This window comes from Micropruina sp., from assembly GCF_027492755.1.
Classification (GTDB): Bacteria; Actinomycetota; Actinomycetes; order Propionibacteriales; family Propionibacteriaceae; genus Micropruina.
In genome coordinates, this window is record NZ_JAPUED010000044.1 from 1 (window position 1) to 13149 (window position 13149).

The 13149-nt window shown below is 69.2% G+C and carries 12 protein-coding genes; 4 read left to right on the forward strand and 8 right to left on the reverse strand.

The features are described from left to right. The 4 genes from Q0066_RS02755 to Q0066_RS02770 form a co-directional block, all read left to right on the forward strand. Window positions 1-531 (forward strand): sugar ABC transporter permease (locus Q0066_RS02755; protein WP_298129823.1); only part of this gene is annotated, 531 nt, incomplete at its 5' end. Further along, window positions 528-1403, forward strand: a complete 876-nt coding sequence (locus Q0066_RS02760) for a carbohydrate ABC transporter permease (RefSeq protein ID WP_298129824.1) — start codon at window positions 528-530, stop codon at window positions 1401-1403. The genes Q0066_RS02755 and Q0066_RS02760, both read left to right, overlap by 4 nt. A gap of 122 nt (window positions 1404-1525) precedes the next feature. After that, the gene (locus Q0066_RS02765; RefSeq protein WP_298129826.1) at window positions 1526-3250 is read left to right on the forward strand and encodes an alpha-glucosidase; all 1725 of its coding nucleotides are present in this window, start codon (window positions 1526-1528) and stop codon (window positions 3248-3250) included. Continuing rightward, window positions 3247-4905, forward strand: coding sequence for a glycoside hydrolase family 13 protein (locus Q0066_RS02770; RefSeq protein ID WP_298129866.1), 1659 nt, complete (start codon window positions 3247-3249; stop codon window positions 4903-4905). Before Q0066_RS02765 ends, Q0066_RS02770 begins: the two co-directional genes overlap by 4 nt. 25 nt (window positions 4906-4930) lie before the next feature. Here the strand turns inward: Q0066_RS02770 and mnhG are convergent, their stop codons facing one another. The 8 genes from mnhG to Q0066_RS02810 all read right to left on the reverse strand — a co-directional run. Continuing rightward, the gene (gene mnhG, locus Q0066_RS02775; protein ID WP_298129828.1) at window positions 4931-5335 is read right to left on the reverse strand and encodes a monovalent cation/H(+) antiporter subunit G; all 405 of its coding nucleotides are present in this window, start codon (window positions 5333-5335) and stop codon (window positions 4931-4933) included. Next, a complete protein-coding gene (locus tag Q0066_RS02780; protein WP_298129830.1) occupies window positions 5332-5634 on the reverse strand; it encodes a monovalent cation/H+ antiporter complex subunit F in 303 nt (100 codons plus the stop codon). Before Q0066_RS02780 ends, mnhG begins: the two co-directional genes overlap by 4 nt. Beyond that, window positions 5631-6206, reverse strand: a complete 576-nt coding sequence (locus Q0066_RS02785; protein ID WP_298129832.1) for a Na+/H+ antiporter subunit E — start codon at window positions 6204-6206, stop codon at window positions 5631-5633. Before Q0066_RS02785 ends, Q0066_RS02780 begins: the two co-directional genes overlap by 4 nt. After that, entirely contained in the window at window positions 6203-7732 is a 1530-nt protein-coding gene (locus Q0066_RS02790; RefSeq protein ID WP_298129834.1) for a Na+/H+ antiporter subunit D, read from the reverse strand. Before Q0066_RS02790 ends, Q0066_RS02785 begins: the two co-directional genes overlap by 4 nt. Beyond that, window positions 7729-8157, reverse strand: a complete 429-nt coding sequence (locus Q0066_RS02795) for a Na(+)/H(+) antiporter subunit C (protein ID WP_298129836.1) — start codon at window positions 8155-8157, stop codon at window positions 7729-7731. The genes Q0066_RS02790 and Q0066_RS02795 overlap by 4 nt, the downstream gene beginning before the upstream one ends. Further along, complete coding sequence (locus Q0066_RS02800) at window positions 8154-11126, reverse strand: Na+/H+ antiporter subunit A (RefSeq protein ID WP_298129838.1); 2973 nt, start codon at window positions 11124-11126, stop codon at window positions 8154-8156. Before Q0066_RS02800 ends, Q0066_RS02795 begins: the two co-directional genes overlap by 4 nt. A 186-nt stretch (window positions 11127-11312) precedes the next feature. Then, window positions 11313-11966: a uridine kinase gene (locus tag Q0066_RS02805; RefSeq protein ID WP_298129840.1), complete on the reverse strand. Its 654-nt coding sequence runs from the start codon at window positions 11964-11966 to the stop codon at window positions 11313-11315. Then, the coding region (locus Q0066_RS02810) for a CPBP family intramembrane glutamic endopeptidase (protein ID WP_298129841.1) at window positions 11947-13149 on the reverse strand (1203 nt) is incomplete at its 5' end. The genes Q0066_RS02805 and Q0066_RS02810, both read right to left, overlap by 20 nt.

Consider the following 13149-nt stretch of genomic DNA (forward strand, 5'->3'; position numbering starts at 1 on the left):
ATCTCGGCGATCATCTACTCCTACGTGTTCAAGTTCCTGTTCAACAACTCACTGACCGCGTTCGGCGAGATGATCGGTTCGCAGACGCTGTCGACCAGCCTGCTGGCCAACGAGAACTGGGCCTGGTTCGCGGTGGTCATCGTCACCGTGTGGGGTTCGGTCCCCAGCGCGATGCTGATCTACATCGCCGGGTTCATGACGGTCCCCGGTGAGGTCTACGAGGCCAGCTCCATCGACGGCACCAGCCCGTGGCAGAACCTGATCCACATCACCCTGCCGCTGGTCGCCGGTTACGTGGGCATCAACATGATCATCGGCTTCAAGAACTACCTGGCCGTCTACGACCAGATCAAAGGCCTGACCGACGGCGGTCCGGGCACTGCCACTCGAAGCGTCGCCTTCACCATCTTCAAGGGCTTCGAGGGCGGCGACTACGCCTATCAGATGGCCAACGCCGCCGTCTTCTTCATCATCACGCTGATCATCGCGCTGTTGCAGCTGCGTCTGACCCGAGGAGGAACCTCCGCATGAGCACCGCAACCGCAACGAAGCCGGCCAAGGCCGCCACCCGCGGGAAAGTCGGCCAGGAACGCACCAACTGGCCGGCCACCGTCCTGCTGCTGCTCGCCGCCCTGACCGTCCTGGTGCCGCTGTACGTCACCGTGTCGATGGCGTTCAAGACCACCGAGCAGGCCACCGACCTGAACGCGTTCAGCCTGCCCAACCCGTTCAGCACGTCCGGCTTCGTCGAAGCGTGGGCGTTGACCAACTTCCCGCGCGCGTTCCTGGTCTCCACCCTGGTGACCCTGATCGCGGTGGCCGGTTCGATCGTGGTCTCCGCGATGGCCTCCTACGCCATCGTGCGCAACTGGGACCGCAAGCTGTTCCGCTACTCGTTCTTCTACCTGCTGGCCGCCATGTTCATCCCGTTCCCGGTGGTCGCGCTGCCGCAGGTGCGGCTGACCGGCATCCTCGGCCTGGACAACTATGTCGGCGTCGCCCTGCTGACGATCGTGTTCGGCCTGGCGTTCAACTGCCTGCTGTTCACCACCTTCCTGCGGTCGATTCCGCTGGAGCTGGAGGAGTCGATGCGGATGGACGGCGCCAGCACCTGGCAGACGTTCTGGCAGTTGATCTTCCCGCTGCTGGCACCGATGGCGGCGACGGTGGGCATCTTCTCGTTCCTGGGTTCGTGGAACGACTTCATGATGCCGTCGCTGATCATCTCGCAGCCGGAGTGGCAGACCATCCCCGTGGTCAACAGCATCTTCCAGACCCAGTTCAGCAACAACTACAACGTGAGCTTCGCGTCGTACCTGATGGCGATGGCGCCGGCCATCATCGTCTACCTGTTCTCGCAGCGCTGGGTGATGTCCGGCCTGACCCAGGGCGCCATCAAGTAGGCTGACGCCCCATCCCACATCGAATCCAGCCAAGCGCAGGTCTCTGCGCGGGGGCGCCGTCACCATCCGGTCGTGGGCGCCTCCGCGTAGGGGCCTGTGCTCGTTCCCAACAAGGAGAAGCATTGAGCAGCGCAGTGGAATTCGATCGAGTGGCCCGCCCGGACGGCTGGTGGCGCTCAGCGGTCGTCTACCAGATCTATCCGCGGTCGTTCCAGGACTCCGACGGTGACGGCATCGGCGACATTCCCGGCATCACCAGCCGGCTGGACTACCTGGCCGAACTCGGGGTGGACGTGCTGTGGCTGTCACCGGTGTACGCCTCGCCCCAGGTGGACAACGGCTACGACATCAGCGACTACACCGACATCGATCCGCTGTTCGGCACCCTGGCCGATCTGGACGCGTTGCTCGCCGCCGCGCATGAGCGTGGCATCAAGCTGGTGATGGATCTGGTGGTGAACCACACCTCCGACCTGCATGCCTGGTTCACCGAGTCGCGCGAGCCGGGCTCGGCGAAGCGGGACTGGTACTTCTGGCGTCCGGCCCGTCCCGGCTGCGAGCCGGGGACGCCGGGCGCTGAGCCGGATGACAGCCACGCCGCGTTCGCCCCGTCGGCGTGGACCTACGACCCGCGCAGCGGCGAGTACTACCTGGGCATCTTCAGCCCCGGCCAGCCCGACCTGAACTGGGAGAACCCCGAGGTGCGGCAGGCGGTCTACGCGATGATGCGCTGGTGGGTCGACCGTGGTGTGGACGGCTTCCGGATGGACGTGATCAACCTGATCTCCAAGCCCGAGGAACTCACCTTGGGCGGGCCGATCGAGCCCGGCCAAGGCAGCCTGCGTCGGGTGGCCAACGGTCCTCGGCTGGATGAGTTCCTGGCCGAGATGAACCGCGAGGTCGGCCTCGACGCCCAGAACCTGCTCACCGTCGGCGAGATGCCGGGCGCCACCATCGAGGTGGCCCGGCGGGTCACCGATCCAGCCCGGCACGAGCTCAACATGGTGTTCACCTTCGAACACGTCAACCTCGACCAGGCCTCGTGGAGCAAGTGGGACCTGGCCGAGCTGCCGCTCCCCCGCCTGAAGGAGAACCTGGCGCAGTGGCAGGACGGCCTGGCCGAGGCCGGCTGGAACTCGCTGTACTACGACAACCACGACCAGCCCCGGGCCGTCTCCCGGTTCGGCGACGACTCGCCTGAGCACCGGGTCGACTCGGCCAAGACGCTGGCCACCGTGCTGCACCTGCACAAGGGCACGCCCTACATCTACCAGGGCGAAGAGTTCGGCATGACCAACGCGCCACTCACCCAGATCGAGCAGTACCTCGACGTCGAATCGCTCAACTACCACAGCCTGGCGAGCGCGGCCGGCGTCCCCGAGGAGCAGATCCTGCGCTCACTGGCCAGGAAGGGCCGCGACAACGCCCGCACCCCGGTGCAGTGGGACGCCACACCCTACGCCGGCTTCACCACCGGGATCCCCTGGATGGCGGTCAACCCCAACTACCGCCAGATCAACGCCGACGAGGCCCGCCGTGACCCGGATTCGGTGTTCGCCCACTTCCAGCAGCTGATCCGGCTACGACACTCCAGCGAGGTCGTCCGCGAGGGACGGTTCCAGCTGCTGCTGCCCGACCACGAGCAACTCTGGGCGTTCACCCGCACCCTCGGCGACGAGGTGCTGCTGGTCGTCGCCAACTGTTCCTCCGCTCCGGCGGAACTGCCGGTGGGGTCGCTGCCCGATCTGGACGGCGCCGAACTGATCCTCGGCACCCATCCGGACGCCGCCGCAACGACCCTGGCGCCGTGGGAGTCGCGCCTCCTCCGCCTGAGCCCGCCGCGGTGACGGCCGAAGAGACCGTCGTCCCGCCCGTCCGCGCCGACTGGTGGCGGCAGGCGGTGGTGTATGAGATCTATCCGCGGAGCTTCGCCGACAGCAACGCGGACGGCATCGGCGATCTGCGCGGAATCGCGTCCCGGGTCGACTACCTGGCAGGCCTGGGCGTCGACGCGATCTGGTTGACGCCGTTCTACCCCTCCGACCTGGCCGACGGCGGGTACGACGTGATCGATCACCGCGACGTCGATCCGCGGATCGGCACCCTGGCCGATTTCGACGCGCTGGTGGAGGCGCTGCACGCCCGCGACATCCGGGTGCTGATCGACATCGTGCCCAACCATTCCTCCAACCGGCACCCGTGGTTCCGGCAGGCCGTCAACGAGGGTCGCGGCTCTCCTGCCCGGGAGCGCTACCACTTCTACGACGGCCCGGACGGCGGACTGCCGCCCACCGACTGGCGCTCGCTGTTCGGTGGCAGCGCCTGGACGCAGCTGCCGGACGGGCAGTGGTACCTGCACACCTTCGCCGCGGAGCAGCCGGACCTGAACTGGGCCAGCCCCGAGGTGCGGGCGTACTTCCTGGACACCCTGCGGTTCTGGGCCGACCGCGGCGTCGACGGCTTCCGGGTGGACGCCGCGCACATGCTGGCCAAGGACATGAGTCACCCGTTGCCCACCCAGGCCGAACTCGAAGCGCACCCGCGCGACGGCAGCCATCCGACCTGGGACCGTGACGAACTGCACGACATCTACGCCGAATGGCGCGGAGTGTTCGACTCCTACGATCCGCCGCGCACGGCGGTCGCCGAGGCAGCGGTGCAGTCGTCGCGGGTGCCGCTCTACGCCAGCCCGAAGACGCTGGGCCAGTCGTTCTTCTTCGACCTGCAACTCGCCGACTACGACGCCGCCAGCTTCCGCCGGATCATCGACGAATGCCTGGACGTGGCCGCCGTATCCGGTTCGTCGGTGACCTGGGTGCTCAACAATCACGACACGATCCGGCATGCCAGCCGGTACGGAACGCCGTTCCCCGGCGCCCATCCCGATGGCACACCGATCCGCAAGCATGGCGGCGACTGGTTGATGGCCGGCGGTGACCCGGTGCTGCTCGATGCCGCGCGGGGGCTGCGCCGGGCCCGCGCGGCCAGCATGCTGCTGCTTGCCCTGCCCGGTTCGGCCTACCTGTACCAGGGCGAGGAACTGGGCTTGCAGGAGGTCGCGGAGATCCCGGACGCCGCCCGCCAGGATCCGGCCTTCTTCCGCAACCGCGAGGTCGAAGTGGGCCGGGACGGCTGCCGAGTGCCGTTGCCCTGGACCCGGACCGGACCCTCCTACGGGTTCGGCGCCGCGGCGGCCCATCTGCCGCAGCCGCTGTGGTTCGGCCACCACTGTGTGGAGGCGGAAACCGACGACCCGGAGTCGACGCTCTCGCTGTACCGGAAGGCGCTCGCGCTACGGCGCGCCCTGCGGGGTGCCGAGTCGCTGGAGTGGGCGGAGACCGGACGCGACGATGTGCTGCACTTCCACCGTCCGGGCGGCTGGCAGGTGGTCGCCAACTTCGGTGTCGAGCCCTACCCGTTGCCGCAGGGGCGGGTCGTGCTGGCGTCAGGGCCGCTGGCCGATGCGCTTCCCGGGGAAACCACCATCTGGTTGCAGGCGTAGCGCCGGTGAGCGGGCACCGACCCGGTCAGCTCTTGGGGCGGTCCTTGCCCCGCTCGGGACGGAACTCCTCGTTGCGGCTGAAGCCGGCATCGCGCAGATCGTCGGACAACTCGTCGACCAGCAGGTCGTCCGGCTCCCAGGCGCCGGAGCGGTAGGCGACGCGTCCGATCAGGTGGCCGGCGACCGGCGCGGTCAGCACCTGCAGCAGGATCACCACCAGCAGCGTCAGCCAGACCTTCGGATCACGGATCGAGAAGCCGACACCGAGCAGCACCAGCAGCAGGCCGAACACCTGCGGCTTGGTGGCGGCGTGCATCCGGGCCAGCACGTCGGGGAAACGGACCAGGCCGAGTGCGCCGCCGAGGCAGAAGAACGCCCCGCCGACCAGGAACACCGCCCCGACCAGGTCGAAGATCTCGTCGGCGCTCACTGGGCGTCCTCCTCGTCGCGGCGGTAACGCTGCCGGTCGGACGCCCCGGGCGCCAGCATCCGGGCCACGCTGACCCCGCCGGTGAAGGCCACCATGGCGAGCACCAGCAGGATCGGCAGCGAACTGCTGTCCTTGGTCACCACCATCACCAGGCAGATCGTCATCAGCACGATCGACACCAGCACGTCGGCACTCACGATGCGGTCCAGCGTCGAGGGGCCCCTGGTGAGCCGCCACAGGGTCAGGCCGACGGCCGCCGCGATCATTCCGGCGGCCAGCCAGATCAGGATCTGCGTCATGCCTGCTCCTTCTCCCGCTGTACCTTCTCCCCCAGCGCCGCGATGTCGGCTTTGCTGCCGATCGCCTCCAGCAGCCGCCGCTCGACGGTGAGCGCATGCGTGCGGGCGTGCTCGACGTCGTCCGGGCCGGTCACATCGACCAGGTGCAGATAGAGCGTCCGGGTCGAGCGGCGGGCGTCGATCACGATCGAGCCCGGCACGATCGAGATCAGCTCAGCGGTCTCCACCTGGTACAGATCCTGGTTGCTGCGCAACCGCACCCGGATGACGGCCGGCTGGAAGTCGACCCGTGGCCGGAACGCCGCGGCCGCCAACCCCCAGGACGCCACGGCCAGGTCGACCAACGTGGTGACAGCCAGCTTCACCGTGCCGAACAGTCGCGGACGGCCGCGATAGCGGATCGGCGGCAGCGGGAAGGTGACGGTGACCAGCCAGGACACCACCAGGCCGACCACGATGTCCACCAGCGAGTAGTTGCCCCACAGGATCACCCAGATCACCGTCAGGGCCAGGATCGCCCGCCATTGCAGCCGCCAGCGCAGCCGCCGCCGGCTCGCCGATCGCCTCATCATGGCGCCACCCCCGTCAGCACGGCCCGCAGGTAGGAGTCGTCCAGCAGGCCGGCCGCGGCCCGGTCGACGTAGCCGTACAGCGGGCCGGCCAGGAAGGTCAGGGCCAGACCGAGGCCGACCAGTGCAGCCGTTGCGCCGACCATCACACCCGGCATCGGCTTGGCCCCGAGCTCGGCGTCCACCGGCTGCTCGTCGGGTGCCAACGGGCCCAGCACCGGCGTCCCCCAGAACGCACGGTTCCACACCTTCGCCACCGCGTACAGGGTGAGCAGGCTGGTCAGCACGCTGCCGGCGACCAGTGCCCAGGCCAGCGGGGTGCCGACCTCGACACCGGCCAGCAGCAGGCCGAGCTTGCCGACGAAGCCGGACAACGGCGGGATGCCGGCCAGGTTCATCGCCGGAATGAAGAACAGTGCCCCCAGCACCGGCGCGGTGCTGGCCAGGCCACCCAGCCGGTCCATCGAGGTCGAACCGCCGACCCGCTCGATCAGGCCGGCGACCAGGAACAGGGCGGCCTGCACGGTGATGTGGTGTGCGGTGTAGAAGATGGCGCCGCCGAGGCTGGCCGGGGTGGCCAGCGCGATGCCGAACATCATGTAGCCGATGTGCGAGACCAGGGTGAACGACAACAACCGCTTGATCTCGGACTGGGCGATGGCACCCAGGATCGCGATCACCATGGTGGCCAGCGCCGCCCAGCCGAGCAGATCGGTCAGCGGGTTGTTCGGGAAGATCGCGGTCTGGGTGCGCAGGATCGCGTACACGCCGACCTTCGTCAGCAGGCCGGCGAACACCGCCGTGACCGGCGCGGGGGCGGTCGGGTAGGAGTCGGGCAGCCAGAACGACAGCGGGAAGACGGCCGCCTTGATCGCGAACACCACCAGCAACAGCAGCTGGATGCCGATCGTGACGTCGCCGGGCAACTCGGCGAACCGCTGGCTGAGCTGCGCCATGTTCACCGTGCCGGTGGCCCCGTAGCTGATCGACAGCGCGGTCAGGAACAGCAGTGAGCTGACCAGGTTGATCACCACATAGGTCGACCCGGCACTGATCCGCTCGCCAGTGCCGCCCATCGTGATCAGCACGTAGGAGGCGAACAGCAGGATCTCGAAGCCGACGAACAGGTTGAACAGGTCGCCGGCCAGGAAGGCGTCCGAAACGCCGGCGGAGAGCAGCAGGAAGGTGGGGTGGAAGATCGACACCGGCGTCTCGCGGTGCACCTCTTCCTCGTCCTGGCCGGTGGCGTAGATCAGCACGCCGAGGGTGACCAGGGACGCGACGGTGAGCATCAGCGCGGCCAGCCGGTCGGCGACCAGCACCACGCCCAGCGGCGCCCAGGCACCCACCCACAACGACTGGACGCCGTGGGTGTCGGTGATCCAGATCAGCGACCCGGCGACCAGGCAGACGCCGGCCAGGGTGAGGATCGACACCGCGCGCTGCAGCCGCGGACGGCGTCCGAGCAGCAGGGTGAGCGCCGCGCCGAACATCGGCAGCAGCACCGGCAGCGGAAGGATGTTGTTCATTCGCTCACCACGTCCGCGCCGGTGTCGCTGAACTTGATCTCCTCGAAGCTGTCGGACGCCTCGTCGGCTTTCGCCAGCTCACGGATCCGGGCGTCCTCGACGTCGTCGGCGACCTCGTCGTGGCCGTTCAGCTGGAACGACCGGTAGGCCATGGTGACCAGGAAGGCCGCGGTGGCCAGCGCGATCACGATGGCGGTGAGCACCATCGCCTGCGGCAGCGGGTCGGACATCTCGTCCTTCGGCGTGACCCCGATCAGCGGTGGGCCGCCGGCCGCACCGGAGGCGACCAGGAAGAGCAGGTTGACGCCGTTGCCGCCCACCATCACCCCCATCAGGATGCGGCTCAGCGAGCGTTCGGTGATCAGGTAGACCCCGCAGGCGACGAGTGCGCCGGCGATGATCGCCAGGGTGACGTTCGGGCTCATGTGTAGTGCCCCCGTCCCCCGCCGGTGGTGTAGCGGATGACCTGGTCCTCCTCGGACGGCAGCGCCGGCCGGGCGCGGGTGGATTCGGGCTGCGGCACCGGCGCCTGGTCCTGCTCGGACTGGATGTCGATGCCGGCGCCCAGGGTGCGGGTCAGGTCGAGCACGACGCCGATGACGATCAGGTAGACGCCGACGTCGAAGATGGTCGAGCTGACCAGGTGCATCTCACCGAACAGCGTCCAGGGACCCCACGGGGTCTCCAGGTACTCCCAGCCCGGAATGGTCAGCTTCAGGTCGTAGCTCTGGAAGATCTTCCCGCCGAGCAGCGCCGGCGTGATGGCGCTGAGCACCGAGACGGCCAGGCCGAGGCCGAGCAGCCGTCCGGCATCGAAGGGCGCGGCGTCGTCGAGCTCACGGCGTCCGGCGGCCAGGTAGCGGATCATCAGCGCGATGCCGGCGACCAGGCCGCCCGCGAAGCCGCCGCCCGGCGCGTTGTGGCCGGCGAGCAGCAGGTAGACCGAGACCACCATCATCACGCTGAACATGACCCGGGTGATCACCTCGAAGATCAGCGACCGCGAACCCGGGTCGAGGGCGCCGCTGGCCCGCAGCCACAACCCACGGGCGCCGAACGCCGCGTCGCCCTCGCGGGGCCGGACGCGCTGCACCCGGGAGCGCAGGAAGATCAGGCTGGCCACACCGGTCGCGGCGATCACCAGCACCGAGATCTCGCCGATGGTGTCCCAGGCGCGGGTGTCGACCAGGGTGACGTTGACGATGTTCTTGCCGTAGCCGAAGGTGTAGGCCGCCTCGTAGTAGTCGACCGAGACCGGCTCGGCCACCCGGGCACCGGCGGCGACCAGCGCCAGCAGCGACACGCTGGCGCCGACCAGCACCGCCAGCACGGTGCGCCACCAGCGGGTGGACTGCAGCGGACGGTTGGTGAAGTACTTCGGCAGCCGGCGCAGCACCATCACGAAGACGATCAGCGACACGGTCTCCACCAGCACCTGGGTGAGCGCCAGGTCGGGTCCGCCGTGCAGCAGGAACAGCAGCGCCGTCCCGTACCCGGTGGCACCGACCAGCAGCAGGGCCCGGACGCGACCGCGCGAGGTGGCTGCCAGCACCCCGGCCACGATCATGGCGGCCCCGATCACCACCTGGGGCAGGTAGTCGTAGGGCCGGACGGAGGCCGGCCAGTGGGTGGTGAACAGCAACGATCCCCCGGCCAGCACGACCACGACGGCCAGCACGATCGAGGTGTAGCTGGCCAGCGAGCCGCGCTGGGTGCGCGCGGTGACCTCGACCGCGATGGTGTCGATCCGCTTCATCGCCAGGGTGTAGAGCTCGTCGGCGCCGAGCACCTTCGGGAAGGTCGCCTGGACGCGGCCCATCGCCTCCCGCTGCCAGAACAGGACACCGCCCAGCCCGAGGGCCAGCAGCGACAGCCACAGCGGCACGGTCAGGCCGTGCCACAGCGCCAGGCCGTGGCTGGCGTGCCCGGTCGTCACAGTGGCGGCATAGGGCTCGATCAGATCGGTCAGCGGGCCGCCGAGGAAGCCGCCGACCAGGCACAGCGATCCGAGCAGGATCGGCACCAGCACGAAACCGGCGGCCGGGCGATGGACGTCCAGTTCGGCGAGCTTGGGCTTGTCGGCGAAGGCACCCCACCACCAGCGCAGCGAGTAGGCGACGGTGAGCACCGAGCCGGCCACCACGGCCGCGACCAGCAGCACGGCCGGAAGCGCAGGCAGGCCGGTGCCGTCGCCGTCCGGGCCGGCCAGGTAGGTCAGCGACTCCAGCGCGGATTCCTTGGCGATGAAGCCCAGCATCGGCGGTAGGCCGGCCATCGAAGCGGCGGCGATGCCCGCGACGACGGCGATCACCGGCATCTTCCGGGCCACCCCGGTGAGCTTGGTCAGGTCGCGGGTACCGGTGGAATGGTCGACGACACCGACGATCAGGAACAGGGTGGCCTTGAACAGGGCGTGCGCGATCAGCATCGCGATGCCGGCCAGCATGGTGGCCTGGGTGCCGAAGCCGCACAGCAGCACCATGAAGCCGAGCTGGCTGACCGTGCCGTAGGCGAGCAGCAGCTTGATGTCGTTCTGCCGCAGCGCCCGCCAGCCGCCCAGGATCATCGTGGCGGCGCCCAGCCCGCCGACCGCGAGCCGCCAGCCGGGGGCGTCCGCGAAGGCCGGCGAGATCACCGCGACCAGGTAGACACCGGCCTTCACCATCGCCGCGGCGTGCAGATAGGCCGAGATCGGGGTGGGTGCGGCCATCGCGCCCGGCAGCCAGAAGTGGAACGGCACCAGGGCGGATTTGCTCAGTGCACCGACCAGCATCAGCAGTGCGGCGGCCGCGGGCAGCGTGCCGGACGGCGGCTGGGCCAGAATCGCGGACAGGCTGAAGGTGCCGGCGGTCTGACCGAGCGTGACGATGCCGACCAGCATCGCCAGGCCGCCGGTGGTGGTGACGATCAGTGCCGTCATCGCCGCCGACCGGTTCGCCCGCCGGGTCGGGTCATAGCCGATCAGCAGATAGGAGAAGACCGTTGTCAGCTCCCAGAAGACGTACAGCATGACCAGGTCGTCGACGGTGACCAGGCCGAGCATGGCGGCGGCGAAGGCGGTCAGGATGCCCACCGTCCGCGGGTTGGCGACGCCCTCGAAGTACCAGCGGCAGTACAGCAGCACCAGGGTGCCGATGCCGGTGACGATCAGCGCCAGCAGCCATTGCAGCAAGCCGATCTGGTAGTGGATCTCGACGCCCAACTGCGGAATCCAGCTGAGCGATTCGGTGTAGCTGCCGCCCGTGGTGATCAGCGGACCCAGCCCGACCAGCCACCCGAAGCCGACGGCCGGCGCCAACGCCATCAGCAGGTAGCCGTTCGATCCGATCTTCCGGACCAGCCAGGGGGCACACAACGCCACCACCAGATGGGCGATGACGATGGCGTTGATCACGGGCTCCCTCTCTCGGCACGACGTGCTGGATCGGTGGGCGGGGGGTCGTCAGTCTATCGGCCCGGTCCCACCGACGCCGCATCGAGCCTCCCCGTGGATCAGAGAAGGGTCTCCCGGCGAACCAGGGGGACGGTTCCTTCGGTCACCGGGGACGGTTCTTCCGGTCACCGGGGACGGTTCCTTTGGTCAGCTGTTGTCGACGACCAGGTTGGCGCGTTCGGCGGGGTGGTAGGTGTCGATGTAGCGGCGCTGACCCGCCACGTAGCGGACGAGTCTCGGGTCGTCGACATCGGACGGCGTGCCGTCCCGCTGGGCGAGCCTGCGGACGGAGACCTCGAAGGGGACGTCGAGCCAGACCGAGAGGTCCCAGACCTTGCGACCCCGCTCGTCACGGAGCCGGTCATGGTGCAGGAACATGCCGTCGACGATCACCACGGCGGCGTCCGGGGCGACCTGCCAGGGCGGAGTGACCGGCGATTCGGTGGGCAGGTCGTAGGACCTGTCCCGGTACCGTCCGCTGCCGTCGCTGCCGAGCGGTTCCAGTACGTCCTCGATGAACCGCTGGTAGTCGTAGGTGTCGGCCAGGAAGCCCTCCGGCGAGGTCCGTCCCTGCGCATGCCGCACCTCGGCCGGGTTCAGGAAATCGTCGAGGCTGATCCGGATCACCGTCAGGCCCGAGTCGACGAGCTCGGTGGCCAGATCGTCGGCGAACGTCGTCTTGCCTGCCCCGTCCACGCCGTCGATGCCGACCAGCGTGCGCCCGGCCCGTGGCCGGATCCGCGACACCAGCCAGGAGATCCCGGCCTCGCGCGACAACGGCTCAGCCGCCTTGGTTTCCACGATCCTGCCTCCAGGTGTGCGGCATCGGCGACGCCGATGGGGGTGCTGGTGGCGGTCCCCCGGGAGCCGCCGGGGCGGTGCGGACGACCACACCACGGACGCGTGCCCGCCACAACAGCACCGCGAGCGCACCCCCGAGGATGGCCACCTGCACCAGGACGACGGGGCTGCCGGTGCCCGCGCTGCGATTGAACATGTCGGAGAAGTCGGTGAACGGCAGGAAGCTCATCGAGACCACGTTGTTCACCGCATGCAGTGCAACGGACGCCTCGAGCCCGCCGGTGCGCCAGGCGAGCGTCGACCCGACGACGGCGAAGAACAGGTAGAAGCCGTTGAGCCAGGGGTCACCCGCGCCGTGCAACAACATGAAGATGACCCCGGTGACGGCGGTGCTGACCACCAGACCGGCCACCCGCGGCAACCAGGCGGCAACCGCACGCTGGCCCAAGCCCCGCAGCAGATACTCCTCCCCCGCCGACTGCAGCGGGGTGGTGAGCAGGATGGCCGCCACCATGAAAGCGGTGTCGGGGCTGACCCGCAGCCCGTCGAACCCGCTGAGCAGAGCCTCGAGCAAGGTCAGGGCGAGCAGCAGCGGCAGCGTCCACGCCACGCATTCGCCGAACCAGCGCCAGCGGAAGGCGCCGGTCACCGAGGACAGCCAGCGCGGCCGCTGCCCGAAGCAGGCCCATTGGGTGAGCATCGCGATCGGCACGCAGGCGGCCAGGGCCAGGTTGTTGCACAGGAACAGCGCCGGGGTCATGGTGACCTTGTCCATCGAGCTGTAGTCGGCCATCGTCGTCCGGCCGGTGCCCAGGTCGTAGAGCATCGCGATCACGCCGAACAGCATGCTGGAGGCGAAGAACAGCGCACCGCCCATCAGCAGCGCGAGCACCGGACGCCACCAGCGCAGGTTCGGGGTGCGCAGGAACTCGTGGTACTCCCGTGGCTCGATCGGCAGCACGGACGGCTTCGGCGGCGGCCCTGCGGGCAACCACGGATGGTTGCCCATCGGCTGCTGCGGCCCTCCCCACGGCCCGCCGGGAGCGACGCCGGGGGCCGACGAACCGGCCCCGGCCCAGGCCGGCGGCTGCGCCGCCGGAGGATTCCAGGACTGGCCCGGGGGTGGCGCGGCGGGCTGCCAGGCCTGTCCGTGCCCGGCCCGCTGCCAGCCGGCCGCCGGCGG